This window comes from Kineococcus aridisoli (genome assembly GCF_050871885.1).
In the GTDB taxonomy this organism is placed as follows: domain Bacteria; phylum Actinomycetota; class Actinomycetes; order Actinomycetales; family Kineococcaceae; genus Kineococcus.
Map to the genome: position 1 here is coordinate 73,513 of NZ_JBJLSF010000007.1, position 17,399 is coordinate 90,911.

The 17,399-nt window shown below is 78.0% G+C and carries 10 protein-coding genes; 7 read left to right on the forward strand and 3 right to left on the reverse strand.

The genetic code is table 11. The features are described from left to right. Positions 1–171 precede the first annotated feature (171 nt). The gene (locus ACRYM2_RS03720; protein WP_432519973.1) at positions 172–2,559 is read left to right on the forward strand and encodes a putative bifunctional diguanylate cyclase/phosphodiesterase; all 2,388 of its coding nucleotides are present in this window, start codon (positions 172–174) and stop codon (positions 2,557–2,559) included. Between the two features lie 16 nt (positions 2,560–2,575). Here ACRYM2_RS03720 and ACRYM2_RS03725 read toward each other — a convergent pair whose 3' ends face one another. After that, positions 2,576–2,944, reverse strand: coding sequence for an ATP-binding protein (locus ACRYM2_RS03725; protein WP_432519975.1), 369 nt, complete (start codon positions 2,942–2,944; stop codon positions 2,576–2,578). 152 nt (positions 2,945–3,096) lie between these two features. Between ACRYM2_RS03725 and ACRYM2_RS03730 the strand changes: the two genes are divergently transcribed. Continuing rightward, positions 3,097–4,830: a GAF domain-containing SpoIIE family protein phosphatase gene (locus ACRYM2_RS03730; protein WP_432519977.1), complete on the forward strand. Its 1,734-nt coding sequence runs from the start codon at positions 3,097–3,099 to the stop codon at positions 4,828–4,830. A gap of 16 nt (positions 4,831–4,846) precedes the next feature. Here the strand turns inward: ACRYM2_RS03730 and ACRYM2_RS03735 are convergent, their stop codons facing one another. Then, on the reverse strand, positions 4,847–6,598 hold the full coding sequence (locus ACRYM2_RS03735) for a diguanylate cyclase domain-containing protein (RefSeq protein WP_432519979.1): 1,752 nt from the start codon (positions 6,596–6,598) through the stop codon (positions 4,847–4,849). A 208-nt stretch (positions 6,599–6,806) separates the two neighbouring features. Here ACRYM2_RS03735 and ACRYM2_RS03740 point away from each other — a divergent pair, with 208 nt between their 5' ends. The 3 genes from ACRYM2_RS03740 (at position 6,807) to ACRYM2_RS03750 (ending at position 11,990) form a co-directional block, all read left to right on the forward strand. Beyond that, positions 6,807–9,095 carry a molybdopterin-dependent oxidoreductase gene (locus ACRYM2_RS03740; RefSeq protein ID WP_432519981.1) on the forward strand — a complete coding sequence of 763 codons (2,289 nt, stop codon included), beginning with the start codon at positions 6,807–6,809 and terminating at the stop codon, positions 9,093–9,095. Positions 9,096–9,170: 75 nt separating this feature from the next. Next, complete coding sequence (locus ACRYM2_RS03745; RefSeq protein ID WP_432519982.1) at positions 9,171–9,947, forward strand: GNAT family N-acetyltransferase; 777 nt, start codon at positions 9,171–9,173, stop codon at positions 9,945–9,947. 135 nt (positions 9,948–10,082) lie between these two features. Further along, positions 10,083–11,990 (forward strand): serine/threonine-protein kinase, encoded by a 1,908-nt coding sequence (locus tag ACRYM2_RS03750; RefSeq protein ID WP_432519983.1) that lies wholly within the window; start codon positions 10,083–10,085, stop codon positions 11,988–11,990. 12 nt (positions 11,991–12,002) lie between these two features. Here ACRYM2_RS03750 and ACRYM2_RS03755 read toward each other — a convergent pair whose 3' ends face one another. After that, positions 12,003–13,295 (reverse strand): MFS transporter, encoded by a 1,293-nt coding sequence (locus ACRYM2_RS03755; RefSeq protein ID WP_432519984.1) that lies wholly within the window; start codon positions 13,293–13,295, stop codon positions 12,003–12,005. A 253-nt stretch (positions 13,296–13,548) separates the two neighbouring features. Here ACRYM2_RS03755 and ACRYM2_RS03760 point away from each other — a divergent pair, with 253 nt between their 5' ends. Next, positions 13,549–15,867: a transglycosylase domain-containing protein gene (locus ACRYM2_RS03760; RefSeq protein WP_432519985.1), complete on the forward strand. Its 2,319-nt coding sequence runs from the start codon at positions 13,549–13,551 to the stop codon at positions 15,865–15,867. Positions 15,868–15,881: 14 nt separating this feature from the next. Next, on the forward strand, positions 15,882–17,300 hold the full coding sequence (locus ACRYM2_RS03765) for a glycosyltransferase 87 family protein (RefSeq protein ID WP_432519987.1): 1,419 nt from the start codon (positions 15,882–15,884) through the stop codon (positions 17,298–17,300). The last annotated feature ends 99 nt before the right edge of the window (positions 17,301–17,399 follow it).

Sequence of the window (17,399 nt, forward strand, 5' to 3'; positions counted from 1 at the left end):
CGTGGTGATCTTCCACGGTGCACCTGGAGCCAGCGCGCAGCGCTGGAGGAAGATCACGAGTAGGGGCGGCGAAGGGGTGGTTGAGGGTTGACGCACCTGCAACTGGCCCGCGGTGTGCGCGCTGGGTGAGGCAGGATTCCTCTCCGTGGTCGCCTGGGAGACGCGGGTCCGGTGAGCATCGTCTCGACGGGGCAGCGCCGGCTGCTCGCTGCCGCGGCCGGTGCCTGGGCGCTGTACCTGCTCGTCGACGTCGCCGCCTTCGCGGTCGGCCACCGCCGCACCGTCCAGCTGGCCGACCTGGTCCTCGGCACCGCCGCCGCCGCGCTCGTCGTCGCGCTGCTGTGGGTGCGCGCCGCCGGGCCCACCCGCGAGCGCGGCGCCTGGCGGCTGTTCGCCCTGGCCTGGTCCGCCTGCTGCGTCTCCGAGCTGGGCTTCGACGTCGCCCAGCTCGCCCGCGGCTCCACCGTGCCGCCCGGCACGGGCCTGGAGGCCGGCTACCTCGTCTGCTACGTCGTGCTCTTCCGCGCCGTCGGCAAGCTGCTGTGGCCCCAGCGCGCCGGCGGCGGCCTCGGCCACCTCGCCGAGAGCCTCGGCCTGGCCCTGCTCGCCGGTGCCCTCGTGCAGCAGTTCGTCGCGCGCCCGCTCGCCGCGACCAGCGCCCAGCCGTTCGCCGGCGTCAGCTTCTGGGTGCTCGTCGCCGCCGCCGACGTCGTCATCGCCGCCTGCGCCGCGTACGTCGCCTTCGGCGCCCGCGGCGACCCGCGCTGGTGGTACCTGGCCGCCGGCATGGTCGTCGTCAGCGCCGGGCACGTCGCGTTCTGCATCGTCTTCCTGCGCGACGTCCACCGGCCCGGCGACGGCCTGGACCTGCTGTGGACCGGTGGGCTGCTGCTCGTGGGCGTCGCCGCGACCAGACCGGCCCGGCCGGTGCCGCTGCGCCCGCTGTCGCAGCGCTCGATCATGGCGGCTCCCGCGCTCGTGCTGCCCACCAGCGTCCTCGTGCTGGCGGCCGGGTCGTGGTGGCTGCGGCTGGGACCCGAGGTGGTCCTGGCCTGCGTGGCCGCCACCGCGGCGGCCCTCGTGCGCTGGGCCAGCGCCCAGCGCGAGCTGCTCGACCTGGCCCAGTACCGCCACGAGGCGCTCACCGACGAGCTCACCGGCGTGCCCAACCGCCGGGCGCTGCTGCTGGAGCTGGAGCGGCGCATCGCCCGGCGCAGGCCCTTCACCCTCGCCGTCGTCGACCTCGACCGCTTCAAGGCCGTCAACGACGGCCTCGGTCACGCCGCCGGCGACGAGCTGCTGCGCCAGGTGGTGCGCCGGCTGACGACCGCGCTGCCCGGCGGCTCCCTGCTCGCGCGCCTGGGCGGGGACGAGCTGGCCGCCGTCCTGCCAGGCCCCGACGTCGACCTCGCCCGCCGCGGTGTCGAGCGCGCGCACGCGGCGCTCGCCGGCTCCTACGACCTCGACGGCCACCGCGTCCACGTCGGCGCCAGCGTGGGGCTGGCCGCCTTCCCCGAGCACTCGCGCACCGCCGCGGACCTGCTGCGCCTGGCCGACGGCGCCATGTACGCGGCCAAGGCCGAGGGCGGCACCGTCCGCCTCGTCACCGGCACCACCGCCCAGCACGCCGCCGACTCCACCCGCGCCGCCGGGGACCTGCTGCGGGTGGCGCAGCTGCGCACCGCCCTGGGCATGGACGCCGGCGCCTCCGCGGCCGACCGCGCCGCCGCCGGCCGCCTGGTGCTGCACTACCAGCCGCAGGTGGACCTGCGCGACGACGCCGTCGTGGGCGTGGAGGCGCTCGTGCGCTGGTCCCACCCGCAGCTGGGTCTCATCGCCCCCGACGACTTCCTGCCCCTGGTCGAGCGCTACGCCCTGGTGCACCGCCTCACCCGGTGGGCGCTCGACGCCGCGCTGCGCACCAGCGCCGCCTGGGCCAGCGACGGCCACGACCTGCGGGTGGCCGTCAACCTCTCCGCCAGCAGCCTGCGCGACGAGGAGCTGCCCGCGACCGTCGCCGCCGCGCTGCTGCGCCACGGCCGCCCCGCCGACCGCCTGCAGCTGGAGGTCACCGAGTCCGTGGCGATGGCCGACCAGCACGGCCCGGGCGCGGTGCTGCCCGCGCTGGGGGAGCTGGGGGTGTCGCTGTCCATCGACGACTTCGGCACCGGCTACTCCTCGCTGGCGTACCTGCGCGAGCACGTCTTCGACGAGCTCAAGCTCGACCGCAGCTTCGTGGAGGGCATCGGCCGCGACGCGCGCGCGGAGGCGATCGCCACCTCCACGGTCTGGCTGGCGCACCGGCTCGGCCTGCGCGTGGTCGCCGAGGGCATCGAGACCCCGGCCGCCCGCGAGCACCTGGCCGCCCTGGGCTGCGACCTCGGCCAGGGCCACCTGCTCGGCCGGCCGGTGCCCGCCGGCGAGCTGGCCCGGTGGCTGCGCCGGCGCACCGCCCGGGTGCCCGCCGCCCGCCCGCAGGCACCGGCCGTCGTCGACCTGCGCCCGGGCGCCCGGCCCGCCGCCCCCGCCGCTCGCCCCGCACCGCCCCGCGAGGGCTGAGGGGTGCGGGTGCGAGTCAGGACAGCGCCAGCTCGAACCAGACGGTCTTGCCCCCACCGGTGCTGTGCGACCCCCACCGCTGGGCGAGGGTGTCCACGAGGGCCACGCCCCGCCCGCCCGTGGCGGTCGGCGGCACGTGCCGCACCTGCGGCAGCCCCGTCCCGCCGTCGCTGACGGAGACCGTGACCGTGCCGCCCGCGCGCCGCAGGTCCACCGCGATCGGCTCGCGGCCGTGGCGGACCGCGTTCGTCACCAGCTCGGTGGTCAGCAGCTCCAGGACCTGGCCGACACCGGTGGACAGGGGCGTGCCGGCGAACTGCTCGCGCAGCCACGAACGGGTGCGCCGAGCAGCCGACGGGTCAGCCCGCAGCTCCAAGCGCGCCATGCCACCTCGTTCGTCTCCAGTCCACCTGCCGCCTCAACTCTGGCACCCGGTCGCGCGGCGGCAACCGGGGCTCCCCCTCCCGGACCCCTGCCGGACCCCGCGCGGGCAGGTCGGGGGTGGCGCGCGAGGCGGTGCCGGGCATGATGCGGCGGGTGGACGACGCCGCGCGCGCCGAGCTCTCGCTCGCCGCCAGCACCCTGCTGCCGGCGCAGCCGGACCCCGACTTCGACCGCTTCGCCCGGCTGGGCACCACGGCCCTGGGCACCCCCGTCGCGCTCGTCAGCATGGTCAGCCGGGAGGGGCAGGTCTTCCCCGGCGCCGTCGGCCTGCCGCAGCCGTGGCAGAGCACCCGCAGCACCCCGCTGAGCCACTCCTTCTGCCAGCACGTGGTCACCTCCGGCAAGACGTTCGTCGTCGAGGACGCCCGGCTGGAACCGCTGGTGGCCGGCTCCCCGGCGATCCCCGACCTCGGCGTCGTCGCCTACGCCGGTGCGCCGCTGCGGCTGACCGACCCCGTCACCGGGCAGGTCGACCCCGCCTCGCCCGTGGTCGGGGTGCTGTGCGCCATCGACGACCGGCCCCGGCGCTGGACCCAGGAGCAGCTGGAGGTGCTGCAGGACCTGGCCGCCGCCTGCTCCGCCGAGCTGAGCCTGCGCCTGCTGGAGGAGCGCACCCGGCTGCTGCTCAGCCTCGCGGAGACCCTCGGCGCGGCGCGCACCGCCGGCGAGGTGGCGGCCACCGTCGCCGCCGTCACCCGCGCTCGCCTCGGCGGCGCCCGGAGCGGTCTGCTGCTGCACGAGCCGGCCCACCGGCGGCTGCGCCCCGTCGAGCCCGCGACGGTGCCGCAGGCCTCCGCGCAGCGCGACGTCGTCGGCCTCGACGCGCCCCTGCCCGCCGCGGCGGCCGCCCGCGAGCGCCGCTCCCTGCTCTTCGCCGACGGGCGGTCCCTGCGGGCGGCCTTCCCCGACGCCGACGGCTCCGGGCCGCTGCCGCTGCCCGCCGCCTCGGCGTACCTGCCGCTGCTGGCCGGTGAGGAGCTGCTCGGCGTCCTGGTCCTGGTGTGGGACTCCCCGCGCCAGACGCTGGAGGCCGAGGCCGACGTGTGGAGCGCGCTGGCCCGCTTCACCGCCCAGGCCGTCGTGCGCGCCCGCCTGGACGCCGAGCGGCGCTCGCGGGCGGAGGTGCTGCAGCGCTCGCTGCTGCCGCGGCTGCCGGAGGTGGAGGGCCTGCTGGTGCGCGGGCGCTACCTGCCGGCCAGCCGGGAGGAGTCGGTGGGCGGGGACTGGTACGACGTCGTCGTGCAGCCCGACGGCGACGTCGCGCTCGTCATCGGCGACGTGGCCGGGCACGACGTGGTGGCCGCGGCGACGATGGGCCAGGTCCGCGGCCTGCTGCGCGCCTTCGTCTGGGACCGCCCCGAGGCGCCGCCGGCGCTGGTCTCGCGGCTGGACCGGGCGCTGCCGGGGCTGGGCGTGGAGGGGCTGGCCACCCTGGTGCTGGCCCGCGTCGGCGCCCGCGACCCGCTCACGGGGACGCGGCGGCTGCGCTGGACCAACGCCGGCCACCCGCCGCCGCTGCTGCTGCTGCCCGACGGGTCCACCCGGCTGCTCAGCTCGCCGCCGGACCTGCTCGTGGGGCTGCTGCCGGAGGTGGTGCGCGGCGAGCACTCCGTCGACGTGCCGGCCGGCTCGACGCTGCTGCTCTACACCGACGGCCTCATCGAGCACCGCGGCCGCAGCCTGGCGGGGGGCATCGAGCGCGCCCGCGCCGTGCTCGGCCGGTGCGCGGGGCTGCCGCCGGCGCAGCTGCTGGACACGCTGCTGACCGAGCTCGTCGGCGGCCACGCCGAGGACGACTGCGCCCTGCTGGCCGTGCGCTTCCCCTGAGAGCCGGCGGGTGCGCTCAGCCCCGCGCGCGCAGGTCGAGCACGCGGCGCGTGGCGGTGCGCACCCGCCCCTTGCCCGAGCCCTTCGCCTCGTACATCGCCGCGTCCGCGTCCTGCAGGACGCGCTGGGCGTCCGCACCCGGCTCGGCCATCGCCAGCCCGACGCTGATGCCGACGGGGAAGCTCCACCCGGCGACGGCGAACGGCTCGGCCATCTCCGCGACGATGCGCTCGGCCACGTGCGCGGCGGCCGCCTCGTCGGGCAGGTCGGGGCAGACGACGGCGAACTCGTCGCCGCCCAGGCGGGCCACGGTGTCGCCCGGGCGCACCGCGGCGCTCAGCCGCTCGGCGACGCCGATGAGGACGTGGTCGCCCGCGGCGTGACCGCCGGTGTCGTTGACGGGCTTGAAGTCGTCGAGGTCGCAGTAGAGCAGCGCCACCTGCTGCCCGCTGCGCCCGGCCGCCGACAGCGCGTGGCGCAGCCGGTCCTCCAGCAGCGTGCGGTTGGGCAGCCCCGTCAGCGGGTCGTGCAGCGCGGCCTCGCGCAGCCGCCGCTGCACCAGCCGGCGCTGGGTGACGTCGACGACCTGCACGACCGCGGCGACCTCGCCGCGCGTGCCGTCGTCGCCCGGCGTGGGCCAGGCCGCCACCGCCAGCTCCAGCCACACCTCGCCGTCGCCGTGCTGCAGCTCGGCGTGCCAGTGCGCCCGGCGCCCGGCGTCGACCTCCTCGACCATCTCGCGCACGGCCTCCGCGAAGACCTCGCGGTGCTCGGCGTGGACCTGCTCGGACCAGTCGGAGCCGGGCAGGACGCGGGCGCCCGGGCCCAGCATCGAGGTCAGCCGGTCGTTGACGCGGGCCACGACGGCCGAGCCGTCCGCGCGCAGGCGCAGCAGCGCCACGCCCAGCAGGGCGTCGTCGAAGGTGCGGCGGAAGACCTCCTCGCGCCGCTCGGCGGTGACCACGGCCCGCTCCCGCGAGCGCACCACCAGCGACATGACCAGCGCGACCGCGCCGGAGGTGAACAGCAGCGCCTGCAGCACGCCGTCGGTCTGGCCCGGGTCGCCGACCACGGTCCCCGCGGTGGCGACCACGGCCACGACCAGCTGCACCGTCAGGGCCCGCCCCACGCCCAGCCGCGCGGCCCCCCACAGCACCGGCACGACGACCAGGAAGGACCACGGGTCCGAGAAGCGGGACCAGAAGACCGCCGCGGCCACGCCGGCGGCCACGAGCACGACGGCGGCGAACTCCGTCACCGCGGCCCGGCTGCGGTGCCCGCCCACCAGCGGCGAGCGCGGCAGCAGCAGCAGCGGCGCGACGAGCAGCACGCCGAGCAGCTGGCGCGGCGCGTACTCGATGAACTGCCCCGGCGTGGCGGTCTGCACCAGCAGCGCGGCGGCGGCCACCCCCGCCACCGCCCCCGCCAGCAACCGCCACGCGTCACGACCCCTGCGCAAGCGCGCCGGCTCCCCTCCGCAGAGCACGGAGACCAGCGCACCGCCGACCCCGCACTGCAGCGCCTGCGCGCTCGCGAACACCGCGGTGCCCGTCCTGTCGACGCCGAGCACGTGGCTGGCGGCCACGGTCCCGACCAGCGTCCCGGCGACGCACCACCACCGCCGGGCCGGGCGCCGCACGGCCAGTGCCAGGGCCGCCCCCGCGGCCGGCCACCAGACCACGGCCGAGGGGTCCTGGAACCCGACGGCCGACGACGCCACGATCGACAGGACGGCCACCACGACGGCCGTCGTGACCGCGAGCCGCACCCCGCCCCCGCGCACGCGCGGCGCTGCCGCCCGTGCCCGGCGGGCGCCGTCCCGGTCACCCGTCCGGCGTGGGGAGCTGCTCTCGGTCATGGCCCCTCATCGGCAGGTGCCCGGCGGGACTTGAGTGCTCCGGACGGGTGGATCCGGCGGGTCCCCGCGGGCCCGCCCGGGTGGACGGGCACCCGACGGCATCGGGGATCCTGGGGAGGTGAGCACCGGGACCCCGCACTCCTCGCACTGGGGCGCCTTCCGCGCCGAGCAGACCCCCGCCGGCGTGCGGGTCACGGCCCACCCCGACGACCCGGAGCCCTCGCCGCTGCTGGGCAACGTGCCCGTCGCGGCGACGCCGACGGCCCGGGTGCTGCGCCCGCACGTGCGCCGCGGCTGGTGGGAGGACGGTCCCGGCCCCGACCCGCGGCGCGGGCACGACGAGTTCCTGCCCGTGGAGTGGGACGAGCTGCTCGACCGCGTCGCCGCCGAGTACCGGCGGGTGCTGGACGAGCACGGCCCGCAGGCCGTCTTCGCCGGCAGCTACGGCTGGGCCAGCGCCGGCCGCTTCCACCACGCCCAGAGCCAGGTGCACCGCTTCTCGCACTGCCTGGGCGGGGCGGTGCGCTCCTCGTGGACCTACAGCCACGGCGTCGGCGAGGTCCTCATGCCGCACGTGGTCGGCAACCAGGAGCCGCTGCTGTCGCCGACGGCGTGGTCGAGCATCGAGGCGCACACCGACCTCGTCCTGGCCCTCGGCGGGCTGCCGGCCAAGAACTCCGAGGTCGCCAGCGGCGGCATCAGCCGCCACGAGGTCGCCGGCCGGCTGCGCGCGGCCCGGGCCCGCGGCGCGGAGTTCGTCCTCGTCTCCCCGCTGCGCGACGACCTCGCCGCCGAGCTGGACGCCGACTGGCTCGACGTCGTGCCCGGCTCCGACGCGGCGCTGCTGCTGGCGATGTGCCACGTGCTGCTCGTGGAGGACCTGCTGGACCGGGACTTCCTGGAGCGCTGCACCGCCGGCGCCGACGTCTTCCTCGCCTCGCTGCGCGGCGCCGAGGACGGCGTGGAGAAGACGCCGGAGTGGGCGGCGCCGCTGACCGGCATCGACGCCGGGCGCATCCGCGACCTGGCCCGCCGCGCCGCCCGCGGCCGCACCATGGTCACCGTCAGCTGGTCGGTGGCGCGCACCCGCTTCGGCGAGCAGCCGCTGTGGGCGGCCGTCGCCCTGGCCGCGATGCTCGGCCAGATCGGCCTGCCCGGCGGCGGCTTCGGCCACGGCTACGCCTCCACCGGCGGCGTCGGCCGGCGCGCGGGCAGCTACCCGCTGCCGACGCTGCCGCAGTTCGCCGACCCGCTGCGGCTGCGCATCCCCGTCGCCCGCATCGCCGACGCGCTGCTGCACCCCGGCGAGCCCTACGAGGTCGACGGCCGGCACGAGAGGTACCCGCACCTGCGGCTGGTGCACTGGGCCGGCGGCAACCCCTTCCACCACCACCAGGACCTGCTGCGGCTGCGGCGCGCGTTCCAGGCGGCCGAGACGGTGGTCGTGCACGAGCCGTTCTGGACCTCCACCGCGCGGCACGCCGACGTCGTCCTCGCCACAACGACGACGCTGGAGCGCACCGACGTCGGCGCCGCCCGCTACGACGACCGGCTCATCGCCATGGGGCGGGTGCACCCCCCGCTGGGCCAGGCCCGCGACGACTACGCCGTCCTGTCCGAGCTCGCCACCCGCCTCGGCGTCGGCGACCGCTTCACCGAGGGCCGCAAGGCCGAGGACTGGGTGGAGCACCTGTACGAGCAGTGGCGCACCGGGCCGGCCGCCCGCGCCGGGATCAGCGCGCCCCGCTACGCCGACTTCGTCGCGGCGGGGGAGTTCGCGCTGCCGCAGGAGCCGGTCGAGAAGGTGATGTTCGCCTCCTTCCGCGCCGACCCGGCCACCTACCCGCTGCGCACCCCCAGCGGGCGCATCGAGCTGCACTCGCAGACGGTCGCGGGCTTCGGCTACGACGACTGCCCCGGGCACCCGGTGTGGCTGGCGCCCGACGAGGAGCCCGACGAGGAGTTCCCGCTGCGGCTGATCGCCAACAACCCGGCCACCCGCCTGCACAGCCAGCTCGACCACGGCGCCACCTCCCAGGCGGGCAAGGTCGCCGGGCGCGAGCCGGTCCGCCTGCACCCGGCCGACGCCGCCGCCCTGGGCCTGGCCGACGGGCAGGTCGTCGTGCTGCGCAGCCGCCGGGGCAGCTGCCTGGGCGGTCTCGTCGTCTCCGACGCCGTGCGCCGGGGCGTGGTGCAGATGTCCACCGGCGCCTGGTTCGACCCGGTGGCCGGCGAGGCCGCCGGCGTCAGCTGCGGGTACGGCAACGTCAACGTCCTCACCCGCGACATCGGCTCCTCGCGGCTGGCGCAGGCCTGCACCGGCCAGCACGCGGCGGTGCGGGTGGAGGCCTTCGCGGGCACCCCGCCCCGGGTGACGGTCTTCGACCAGCCCGCCGCGGCCGGCTGAGCGCGCCGCACCCCCGCCCGGCCGGCACCGGGAAACCGGTGGCGGCGCGGGCGGCCCCCGCGGCAGCCTCGACGGGTGCCGCCCCACCCCGCCGAGCCCGCCGAGCCCGCCGAGCCCGCCGAGCCCGCCGAGCCCGCCGAGCCCGCCGAGCCCGCCGAGCCCGCCGAGCCCGCCGAGCCCGCCGTCCTGCCGGTCGCGCTGCACCCCTTCGCCGGGCTGCGGCTGTCGGTGGCCGCTCCCGACGGCGGGCGGGTGGAGCTGCGCACGGGCGAGCTCGGCGCCCTGGCCGAGCTCGCCGAGCTCGCGGCCCGCGGCGTGCACGCCCCCGACGCGATGCCCTTCGCGGTGCCGTGGACGCGCTGCGAGCCCGCCGAGCGCGCCCGCCGCACGCTGCGCTGGCACCTGCTCGGCTGGGCCTCGTGGACGCCGCAGGAGTGGCGCCTCGACTTCGTCGTCCGCCGCGACGGCCGGGTCGTCGGCACCCAGTCGCTGGAGTCCAGCGGCTTCCCGCTGCTGCGCGAGGTCGTCACCGGCTCCTGGCTGGGGCTGGAGCACCAGGGGCGGGGCACGGGCCGGCTCATGCGCGCCGCCGTGCTGCACCTGGCGTTCACCGGCCTGGGGGCGCTCACCGCCCGCAGCGAGGCGTTCGTGGACAACCCGGCGAGCCTGGCCGTCTCGCGCGGGCTGGGCTACCGCGACGACGGCCGCTCCCGCGCGGTGCGCGAGGGGCGGGCCGTGGAGCAGCAGCGGCTGCGCCTGGACGCCGCGGACTGGGCGGCCCGGCCGCGCCCGGACGTCCACGTCGAGGGGCTGGAGGCGGTGCGTGCGGCCCTGCTGCCCGCGGCTCCATAGCGCGCCGTCGACGGGAGTTCAAGGAAGCGGCCGCCCGCGCGGGCCGTACGGGGTCGACCGCTCGCCCGGTTGGGGCATCATGGAGGCCCGAACACGGTGCGCACGGCGCACCGCCGAGGCGCGGAGGTGCCGCAGGTGACGACCGAGGGATGGCCGGACGACAGGCTGACCTCCGCCGACGCCCCTTCCCTGGTCCGCCACCACGCCGGCCCGGCCGACGACCCGGACCGCTTCGAGCTGCTGGGCGAGGCCGAGGGGACCGACGAGGCCTGGCACGTCCTGGACCACCGCGCGGCCGCCGGCGAGGCGCTGTTCACCCTGGCCGCCCTGCGGCCCGTGGGCCCCGACGACCTCAGCGTCGTGCACGGCGACGTGCACGGCGACGAGCAGGACGCTGAGCGGAGCGACGAGCAGTCCGGTGGGCACGCCGGTGGGCACGCCGGCGCGCGCACCGACGACGGCGGCTCCCCCGAGCAGCTGTGGCGCGAGCGCGCCGCCGGCCTGGCCCGCGTCCGCCACGCCCGCCTCGCCGGCGTGCTGCAGACCTTCGCCGGGGCCGCCCCGCACCCGCCCGGGCAGGCCGACACCGCCGGCCGGGAGTGGAGCTACGCCGTCCTGGAGCAGGCCTCGGGCCGCTCGGTGGCCGACTGGCTGCGCGACGACCCCGGCGCCGGCGTCGAGGAGCGCTTCACCGTCCTGGCCACCGCCGCCGGCGTGCTGCAGGAGCTGCACCGCGGTTCCGAGGACGCCCCGCCGCTGGTCCACGGCGACATCACCCCGCGCACCGTCCGCCTCGGCGGCTTCTGGCCCGCCGACGGCGTCCGCCTCGGCGGCGCGAGCCTCGGCGGTCTGCGGCACGGGCCCCTCCGGCGCACCACGAGCGTCTACACCGCCCCCGAGGTGCGGGCGGGGGCGCTGCCGTCGGCGGCCAGCGACGTCTTCGGCTTCGGCGCCACCGCCGTGCTGCTGCTCACCGGTCAGCCGCCGGCCGCGGGGCCCGACGGGGCGCTCGAACCGGCCCTGGTGCGCCGCCAGCTCGCCGCCGCCCCGATCACCGCGCCCCACCCCGGGCTGGCGGAACTGCTGCTGCAGGCGCTGTCCGACGACCCCGCCCAGCGGCCCGACCGGCTGCCGGCGTGGGTGAACGGCATGCGCGCGTTCGTCGAACCGCGTCCCGGCCCCTACGGCGGGGCGGACCCCCACGACGGCGCCGACCCCGACGTCGTGCTGCCCGCAGCCGTGCGCGGTGCGCGGGTGCGGGCCCTGCCCAAGCGGCCCGTGGTCGTCGTCGTCGGCGCGCTGCTGCTGGCGACGGCCGGCACCGCCGTGGCCATCGCCGCCGTCCAGCAGGGCCGGCTCAAGGACGTGCCCAACCCCGTCGCCATCGTCCAGCCCGACGACGACGCCACCCCGGTGCCGACGTCCTCGCTGCCGGTCGCCCCGCCCGCCGCCACCTCCTCCGACTCCTCCGCGGGCACCGCCGAGGAGGACGACGACGCGGCGCCGTCCTCGACGCGCCGCTCCCCGTCCTCGGCCGCCACCCCCTCGCGGGAGGGGTCGCCGGCGCCGGCGGCCACCACCCCGGCGCCCCCGGCGACCGGTGCGCCAGCGCTGCCGCCGGGGGTCCCGCCGGTGCCGCCGCCCGCCGCTCCGCCCGCCCCGACGCTCGCACCGGGCAGCCCGCCCCCGCCGCCGGCCACCGGGCCGGACGTGGTCGTGCCGCCGGCGACCCGCACCCCGAGCGGACCGCCGACGACCCCGCCGACCACGCCACCGACCACCCCGCCCGAGACGACGCCGCCGGCGACCCCACCGACCACTCCGCCCGACACCACCCCGCCGACCACCCCGCCGACCACCCCGCCCGACACCACCCCGCCGACGACGCCGCCCGGCACGAGGCCGCCGGCGACCGACCCGGCCACGGGAGCCCCCGCCCCGACGGGGACGGCGGGCTCGTCGGCGCCGGCCACCGCGACGGCCTCGGTGACCGTGGGCCCGTTCTTCCCGCCGCCGACCGTCGTGGACGAGCCGCCCGCCTGAGCGGCGCGGGGCTCAGTCCCGCAGCCGGCTGCGCCCGCGGCCCTGCACCAGCGCGCACACCGCGTACCCCGCCCCCAGCAGCGCCGCGACCGCCCCGAGCCGCCCGTCGGCCGGCACGAGGACGACCGCGGCACCGCAGGCCAGGCAGTAGCTGACGTTGAAGACGAGGTCGTAGGCGGTGAAGACCCGGCCGCGGTAGGCGTCGTCGACGCTGCGCTGCACGACGGTGTCCACCCCGATCTTGGCGCCCTGGCCGCCCAGCCCCAGCAGCAGCGCGCCCACGGCCAGCAGCACCCGCTCGTCGGTGAGGCCGACGAGCACCTGCGCGGCCCCGGCCAGCAGCAGGCAGGCGCGGATCCAGGCGTGCACCCGGCCCCGGCGCGCCCCCCACGGCGCGAGGACGGCCGCCGCGCCCGAGCCCGCCGCCACCGCCGTCAGCAGCACGCCCAGCGCCGCCAGCCCCGCCGCCGGGTCGTCGGGGTCGGCCAGCGTCGTGCGGCACAGCACGACCATCGCCACCGTCGTCAGCCCGAACGCCCACCGGTGCCAGGCGACCAGCCCCAGCGCGGCGGCCGCCGCCGGCCGCTGCCGCAGGTGCCGCACCCCCGCCGCGACGTCGGCCGCCGCCGGCCGCAGCCCCGGGCGGGCGGCGACGTGACCGGGCGGCGGGCCCAGCAGCTCCCGCGGGAAGCGCAGCGCCACCAGCCCCGACAGCAGGTAGCCGCCCGCCGCGACGCCCAGCGCGACGACGTCGGCGTGCCCCCCGGTGCCCGCCGCGGCCGTGGCCGCCACCGCGGTCGCCGCCCCCGCGCCCGCGGCGACCGTCCCGGCCGTCGGGGTCACCGAGTTGGCCAGCACCAGCCGCTGGGGCGGCACCACGTGCGGCAGCGCCGCCGACAGGCCCGCCAGCAGCGCCCGGTTCACCGACAGCACCGCCAGCGCGAGCACGCCCACGGCCACGTCACCGGCGCCGCCCAGCAGCGCCGCCGCGGTCAGCAGCGCCAGCCCGGCGCGCAGCAGGTTGCCGAAGCCGAGCACCGAGCGGCGCGGGCGGCGGTCCAGCAGCACCCCCGCCCACGGGCCCACGACGGTGAAGGGCAGCAGCAGCACCGCCGAGGCGAGGGCGACCCCGGCGGGGGTGGCCTGCCGCTCGGGGGAGAAGAAGAACAGGGACGCCAGCCCCGCCTGGAAGACGCCGTCGGCGGCCTGCCCGCTCAGCCGCACCCCCACCAGGTGGCGGTAGCGGGCGGTGCGCACCAGCCGCCCGAGCTCGGGCAGGACCCCGTCGCGCGGCGTCTCGGGCACGTGATCACCGTAGACGCCGGGGTGGTCCCGGTGGCGCGGGCCGCCTCGCGGACCTCGTGTGGAGGTGTGGTGCACACCCGTCCGGAGCAGCGCCGCGGGCGGGTGCACCACCGGCGGCCGCGCATACTGGGGGAGGCCGCCGGAGCCGAAGGCCGCGGCGGCAGCTGCCGATGGACCGGCAGCACCCACGCAGCGACCGGCGAGCGTCCCGCTCCCCACGCCGGTGCGCCCGACGCCGGAGGACCAGACGCCCGTGGCTGCTCGACGCCCCGCCCCCGCCCCCACCCCGGGGCGCCGGCCCCCCGCCCGGCCGGCCCGCCGCCCGCGCCGCCGGGCCCTGCGGTGGCTGCTCGGGCTCGTCGTGGCCGGCCTGGTGCTGGGCGCCGGCGGCTTCGCCGCGGCCTACGCCCTCGTCGACGTGCCCGACCCCAACGAGCTCGCGGACGCGCAGGTCAGCACCGTCTACTACGCCGACGGCACCACCCAGCTGGGCACCTTCGCCGCCCGCAACCGCGAGAACGTCACGATCGACCAGGTGCCGCTGCACGTGCAGCACGCCGTCCTGGCCGCCGAGGACCGCGGCTTCTACGAGAACCGGGGGGTCTCCCCGTCCGGCATCGCCCGCGCGGTGTGGAACAACCTGCAGACCGGCTCGCAGCAGGGCGGCTCGACGCTCACCCAGCAGTACGTGAAGAACTACTACCTCTCCTCCGAGCAGTCGTACACCCGCAAGGCCGAGGAGTTCTTCCTCGCGCTGAAGATCGACCAGCAGCAGTCCAAGGACGAGACGCTGGAGAACTACCTCAACACCGTCTACTTCGGCCGCGGCGCGTACGGCATCCAGGCCGCCTCCAAGGCCTACTTCGGCGTCGACGTCTCCCAGCTCACCCCCTCGCAGGGGGCGCTGCTGGCCGCCCTGCTCAAGGCGCCGGGCAACTACGACCCCCGCAAGGGCGAGGAGCAGGCCGCGGCCGCCGCCTCCCGGGTCTCCTACGTGCTCGACGGCATGGTCGAGGAGGGCTGGCTCTCGCCGGCCGACCGCGCCGCCGCGGGGATGCCGGAGACGATCGAGGTCGTCGAGGACAACCAGTGGTCGGGCACCAACGGCTACCTGCTGAAGACCGTCCAGGACGAGCTGTCGGGCACCGTCGGCCTGAGCGAGGACGAGATCGAGCGCGGCGGGCTGCGGATCACCACGACCTTCGACGCCGAGGCCCAGGCGGCCGCGGTGGAGGCCGTGCAGGACCAGCTGCCCGAGGAGCTGCCCGTCGGCTTCCACGTCGCGCTGTCGGCCATCGACCCCGCCACCGGCGGCGTCACCGCGATGTACGGCGGCGCCGACTACCTGGCCAACCAGTACGACGACGTGACGCTGGCGCGGGCGCAGCCGGGCTCGACGTTCAAGCCGTTCGCGCTGGTCGCGGCCCTGGAGAAGGGCATCTCGCTGCGCACGACGTTCAACGGCTCCAGCCCGCGCACCTTCGGCGGCAAGCCCGTGCGCAACTTCGGCGACGAGCAGTTCGGCCGCATCGACCTGGTGACGGCCACCGAGCACTCGGTGAACACCGTCTACGCCCAGCTCAACGAGGAGGTCACCCCGGAGGCGACCCGCGACGTCGCGGTCCGCATGGGCTACCCGGAGAGCACCCCCGGCATGGAGGGCGAGCAGTACGTCAACAACGTGCTGGGCACCTCCTCCCCGCACCCCATCGACGTCACGCAGGCGTACGCGACGTTCGCGGCGCAGGGCAAGCGCACCCAGTGGCACACCATCGCCAGCATCGACGACTCCACCGGCACCCGCACCTACACCGCCTCGCCGACCACGAGCCAGGCCATCGCCCCCGACGTGGCCGCCGACGCCACCTACGCGCTGCAGCAGGTCGTGCAGTCGGGCACCGGCTCCTACGCCAAGCGGCTGGGCCGGCCCGCGGCCGGCAAGACGGGCACCTCCAACGACAACGTCTCGGCCTGGTTCGCCGGCTTCACCCCCGACCTGGCCGCCAGCGTGGCGCTGTTCCAGACCAGCCCGGACGGCAAGAGCAACGAGTCGCTGGACCTGGGCGGCCGGGAGGTCACCGGCGGCTCCTACCCGGTGCGCATCTGGACGGCCTTCATGCGCGCCGCCCTCGCCGGCACGGAGGAGAGCGACTTCCCGGACCGCGCGAACGTCGGCACCTCCCGGGGCTCCGCGAGCACCTCCAGCTCCACCTCCACCCGCTCCTCGACGCCGTCGGCGACGTCCTCGTCCCCGACCGCGACGTCCTCGCCCACGGACACCCCCACGGACACGCCCACGGACACCCCCACCGGCACCCCGACGGACACCCCCGAGGCCACCGCGACCGGGTCCGCGACGAGCTCGCCGACCGGCGGCTCCGGCTCGGCCACCTCCTCGTCCTCCGGCGGCGGCGGCGGCAACGGCGGTGGCAACGGCAACGGTGGTGGTGGCAACGGGAACGGTGGCGGGAACGGCGGCGGGGCCGAGGCCGAGGCCGCCCAGGGCGGGCAGCAGGCGGCCGCGCCGGAGGCCGCTGCCGCAGCGGCGACCAGCGCGGCGAGCGCCGGGTAGGGGAAGCTGACGGGGTGAGCAGCGACACCCCCAGCCCGCACCCGCCCGCGCCGCCCGCACCGGTCCCGCCCACGCTCGCCGACCCGCTCGCCCGCGCCGGCTCGGAGGTCCTCGGCGGCCCGGCCGGGCGCCGGCTCGCCGGCGAGGGGCCGTGGTGGGCGCGCTCCCTGCCGGTGTCGGTCGCCCTGGCCTCGCTCGTCGTGGCGCTCGGCGCGCTCACCAAGCACCACTGCCGGGCGCAGGGGTGGAACAGCCCCGACCAGTTCGTGCACGCCTGCTACTCGGACCTGCCGGTCGTCTACACCTCCTCCGGCCTGGCCGCGGGCCTGGGCCCCTACGCCGAGGGCGTCTCGCTGGGGCAGCCGCCCGTCACCGCCGCGCTGGCGTGGCTGGTGGGCCGCGCCGCCCCGGCCCAGGTGAGCGTGGAGGCCCAGCGCGCCTACTTCGACGCCGGCAGCGTCGTGCTGCTGCTCGCGGCCCTCGCCGTGGTCGTCGCCGTGCGGGTGAGCGCGGGCCGGCGCCGCGGCTGGGACGCGCTGCTCGTGGCCGCCAGCCCGGTCCTGCTGCTCAGCGCCCTGGTCTCCTTCGACCTGGTCGGTGTCGCGCTGGCCGCGGCGGGGGCGGCGGCCTGGGCGCGCCGGCGCCCCGTCGCGGCCGGGCTGCTGCTCGGGCTGGCCGTCGCCGCCCGCACCTACCCGGCCCTGCTGCTGCTGGCGATCGTGCTGCTGGCCGTGCGGACCGGGCGCTGGCGCGCGACCGCCACGACGCTGGCGGCGGCCGCCGCGGCCTGGCTGGCGGTGGACCTGCCGTTCGCGCTGGCCCGGCCCGGGGCCTGGAGCGCCTACCTGACGGCCTTCGGCGACCAGCGCGCCGGGTACGGCTCCCCGTGGGTGCTGCCGCAGCTGGTGCAGCAGGCCTCGGGCGCTCCCGACGCCGTCGGGCTGCCCAGCGGCGCGGTCACCGCGCTGGCGGTGGGCTCGTGGGTGGTGTGGACGGTGCTCGTCGCGGTGTTCGTGCTGTGGACGCCGCGCCGGCCGCGGCTGGCGCAGGTGGCGTTCCTGCTCGTGGCGGGCTTCTGCGCGCTGGGCACCTCCTTCCCGGTGCAGGCCTCGCTGTGGCTGCTGCCGCTGGCGGCGCTGGCCCTCCCGCGCTGGCGCGAGCACCTGCTGTGGTGGGTCGCGGAGGGCGCCTACTTCGGCGCGGTGTGGCTGTACATCGCCGGGCAGTCCAGCCCGGACCGGGCGCTGCCGGCGGAGCTGTACGCGCTGCTGCTGCTCGTGCGGCTGGCGGCGCTCGGCTGGCTGGTGGCGTGCGTGGTGCGCGACGCGCGCCGCCCGGCCGCGGACCCGGTGCGCGCCGTCCGCGGGCTGGACGACCCCTCGGGGGGCGACTTCGACCGCGCCCCCGACGCCCTCGTCGTCCGCGTCGCCTGACCCGCGCCCGGCCCGCGCGGACCACCCCCGGCCCGGGGGGCGGGGCCCCCGGCCGGGGGGGGGGGGGGGGGGGGGGGGGGGGGGGGGGGGGGGGGGGGG

Coding starts and splice junctions, on each gene's coding strand:
- ACRYM2_RS03725 (WP_432519975.1), bottom strand. CDS start 2,944: ATGGCGCGCTTGGAGCTGCGGGCTGACCCGTCGGCTGCTCGGCGCACC.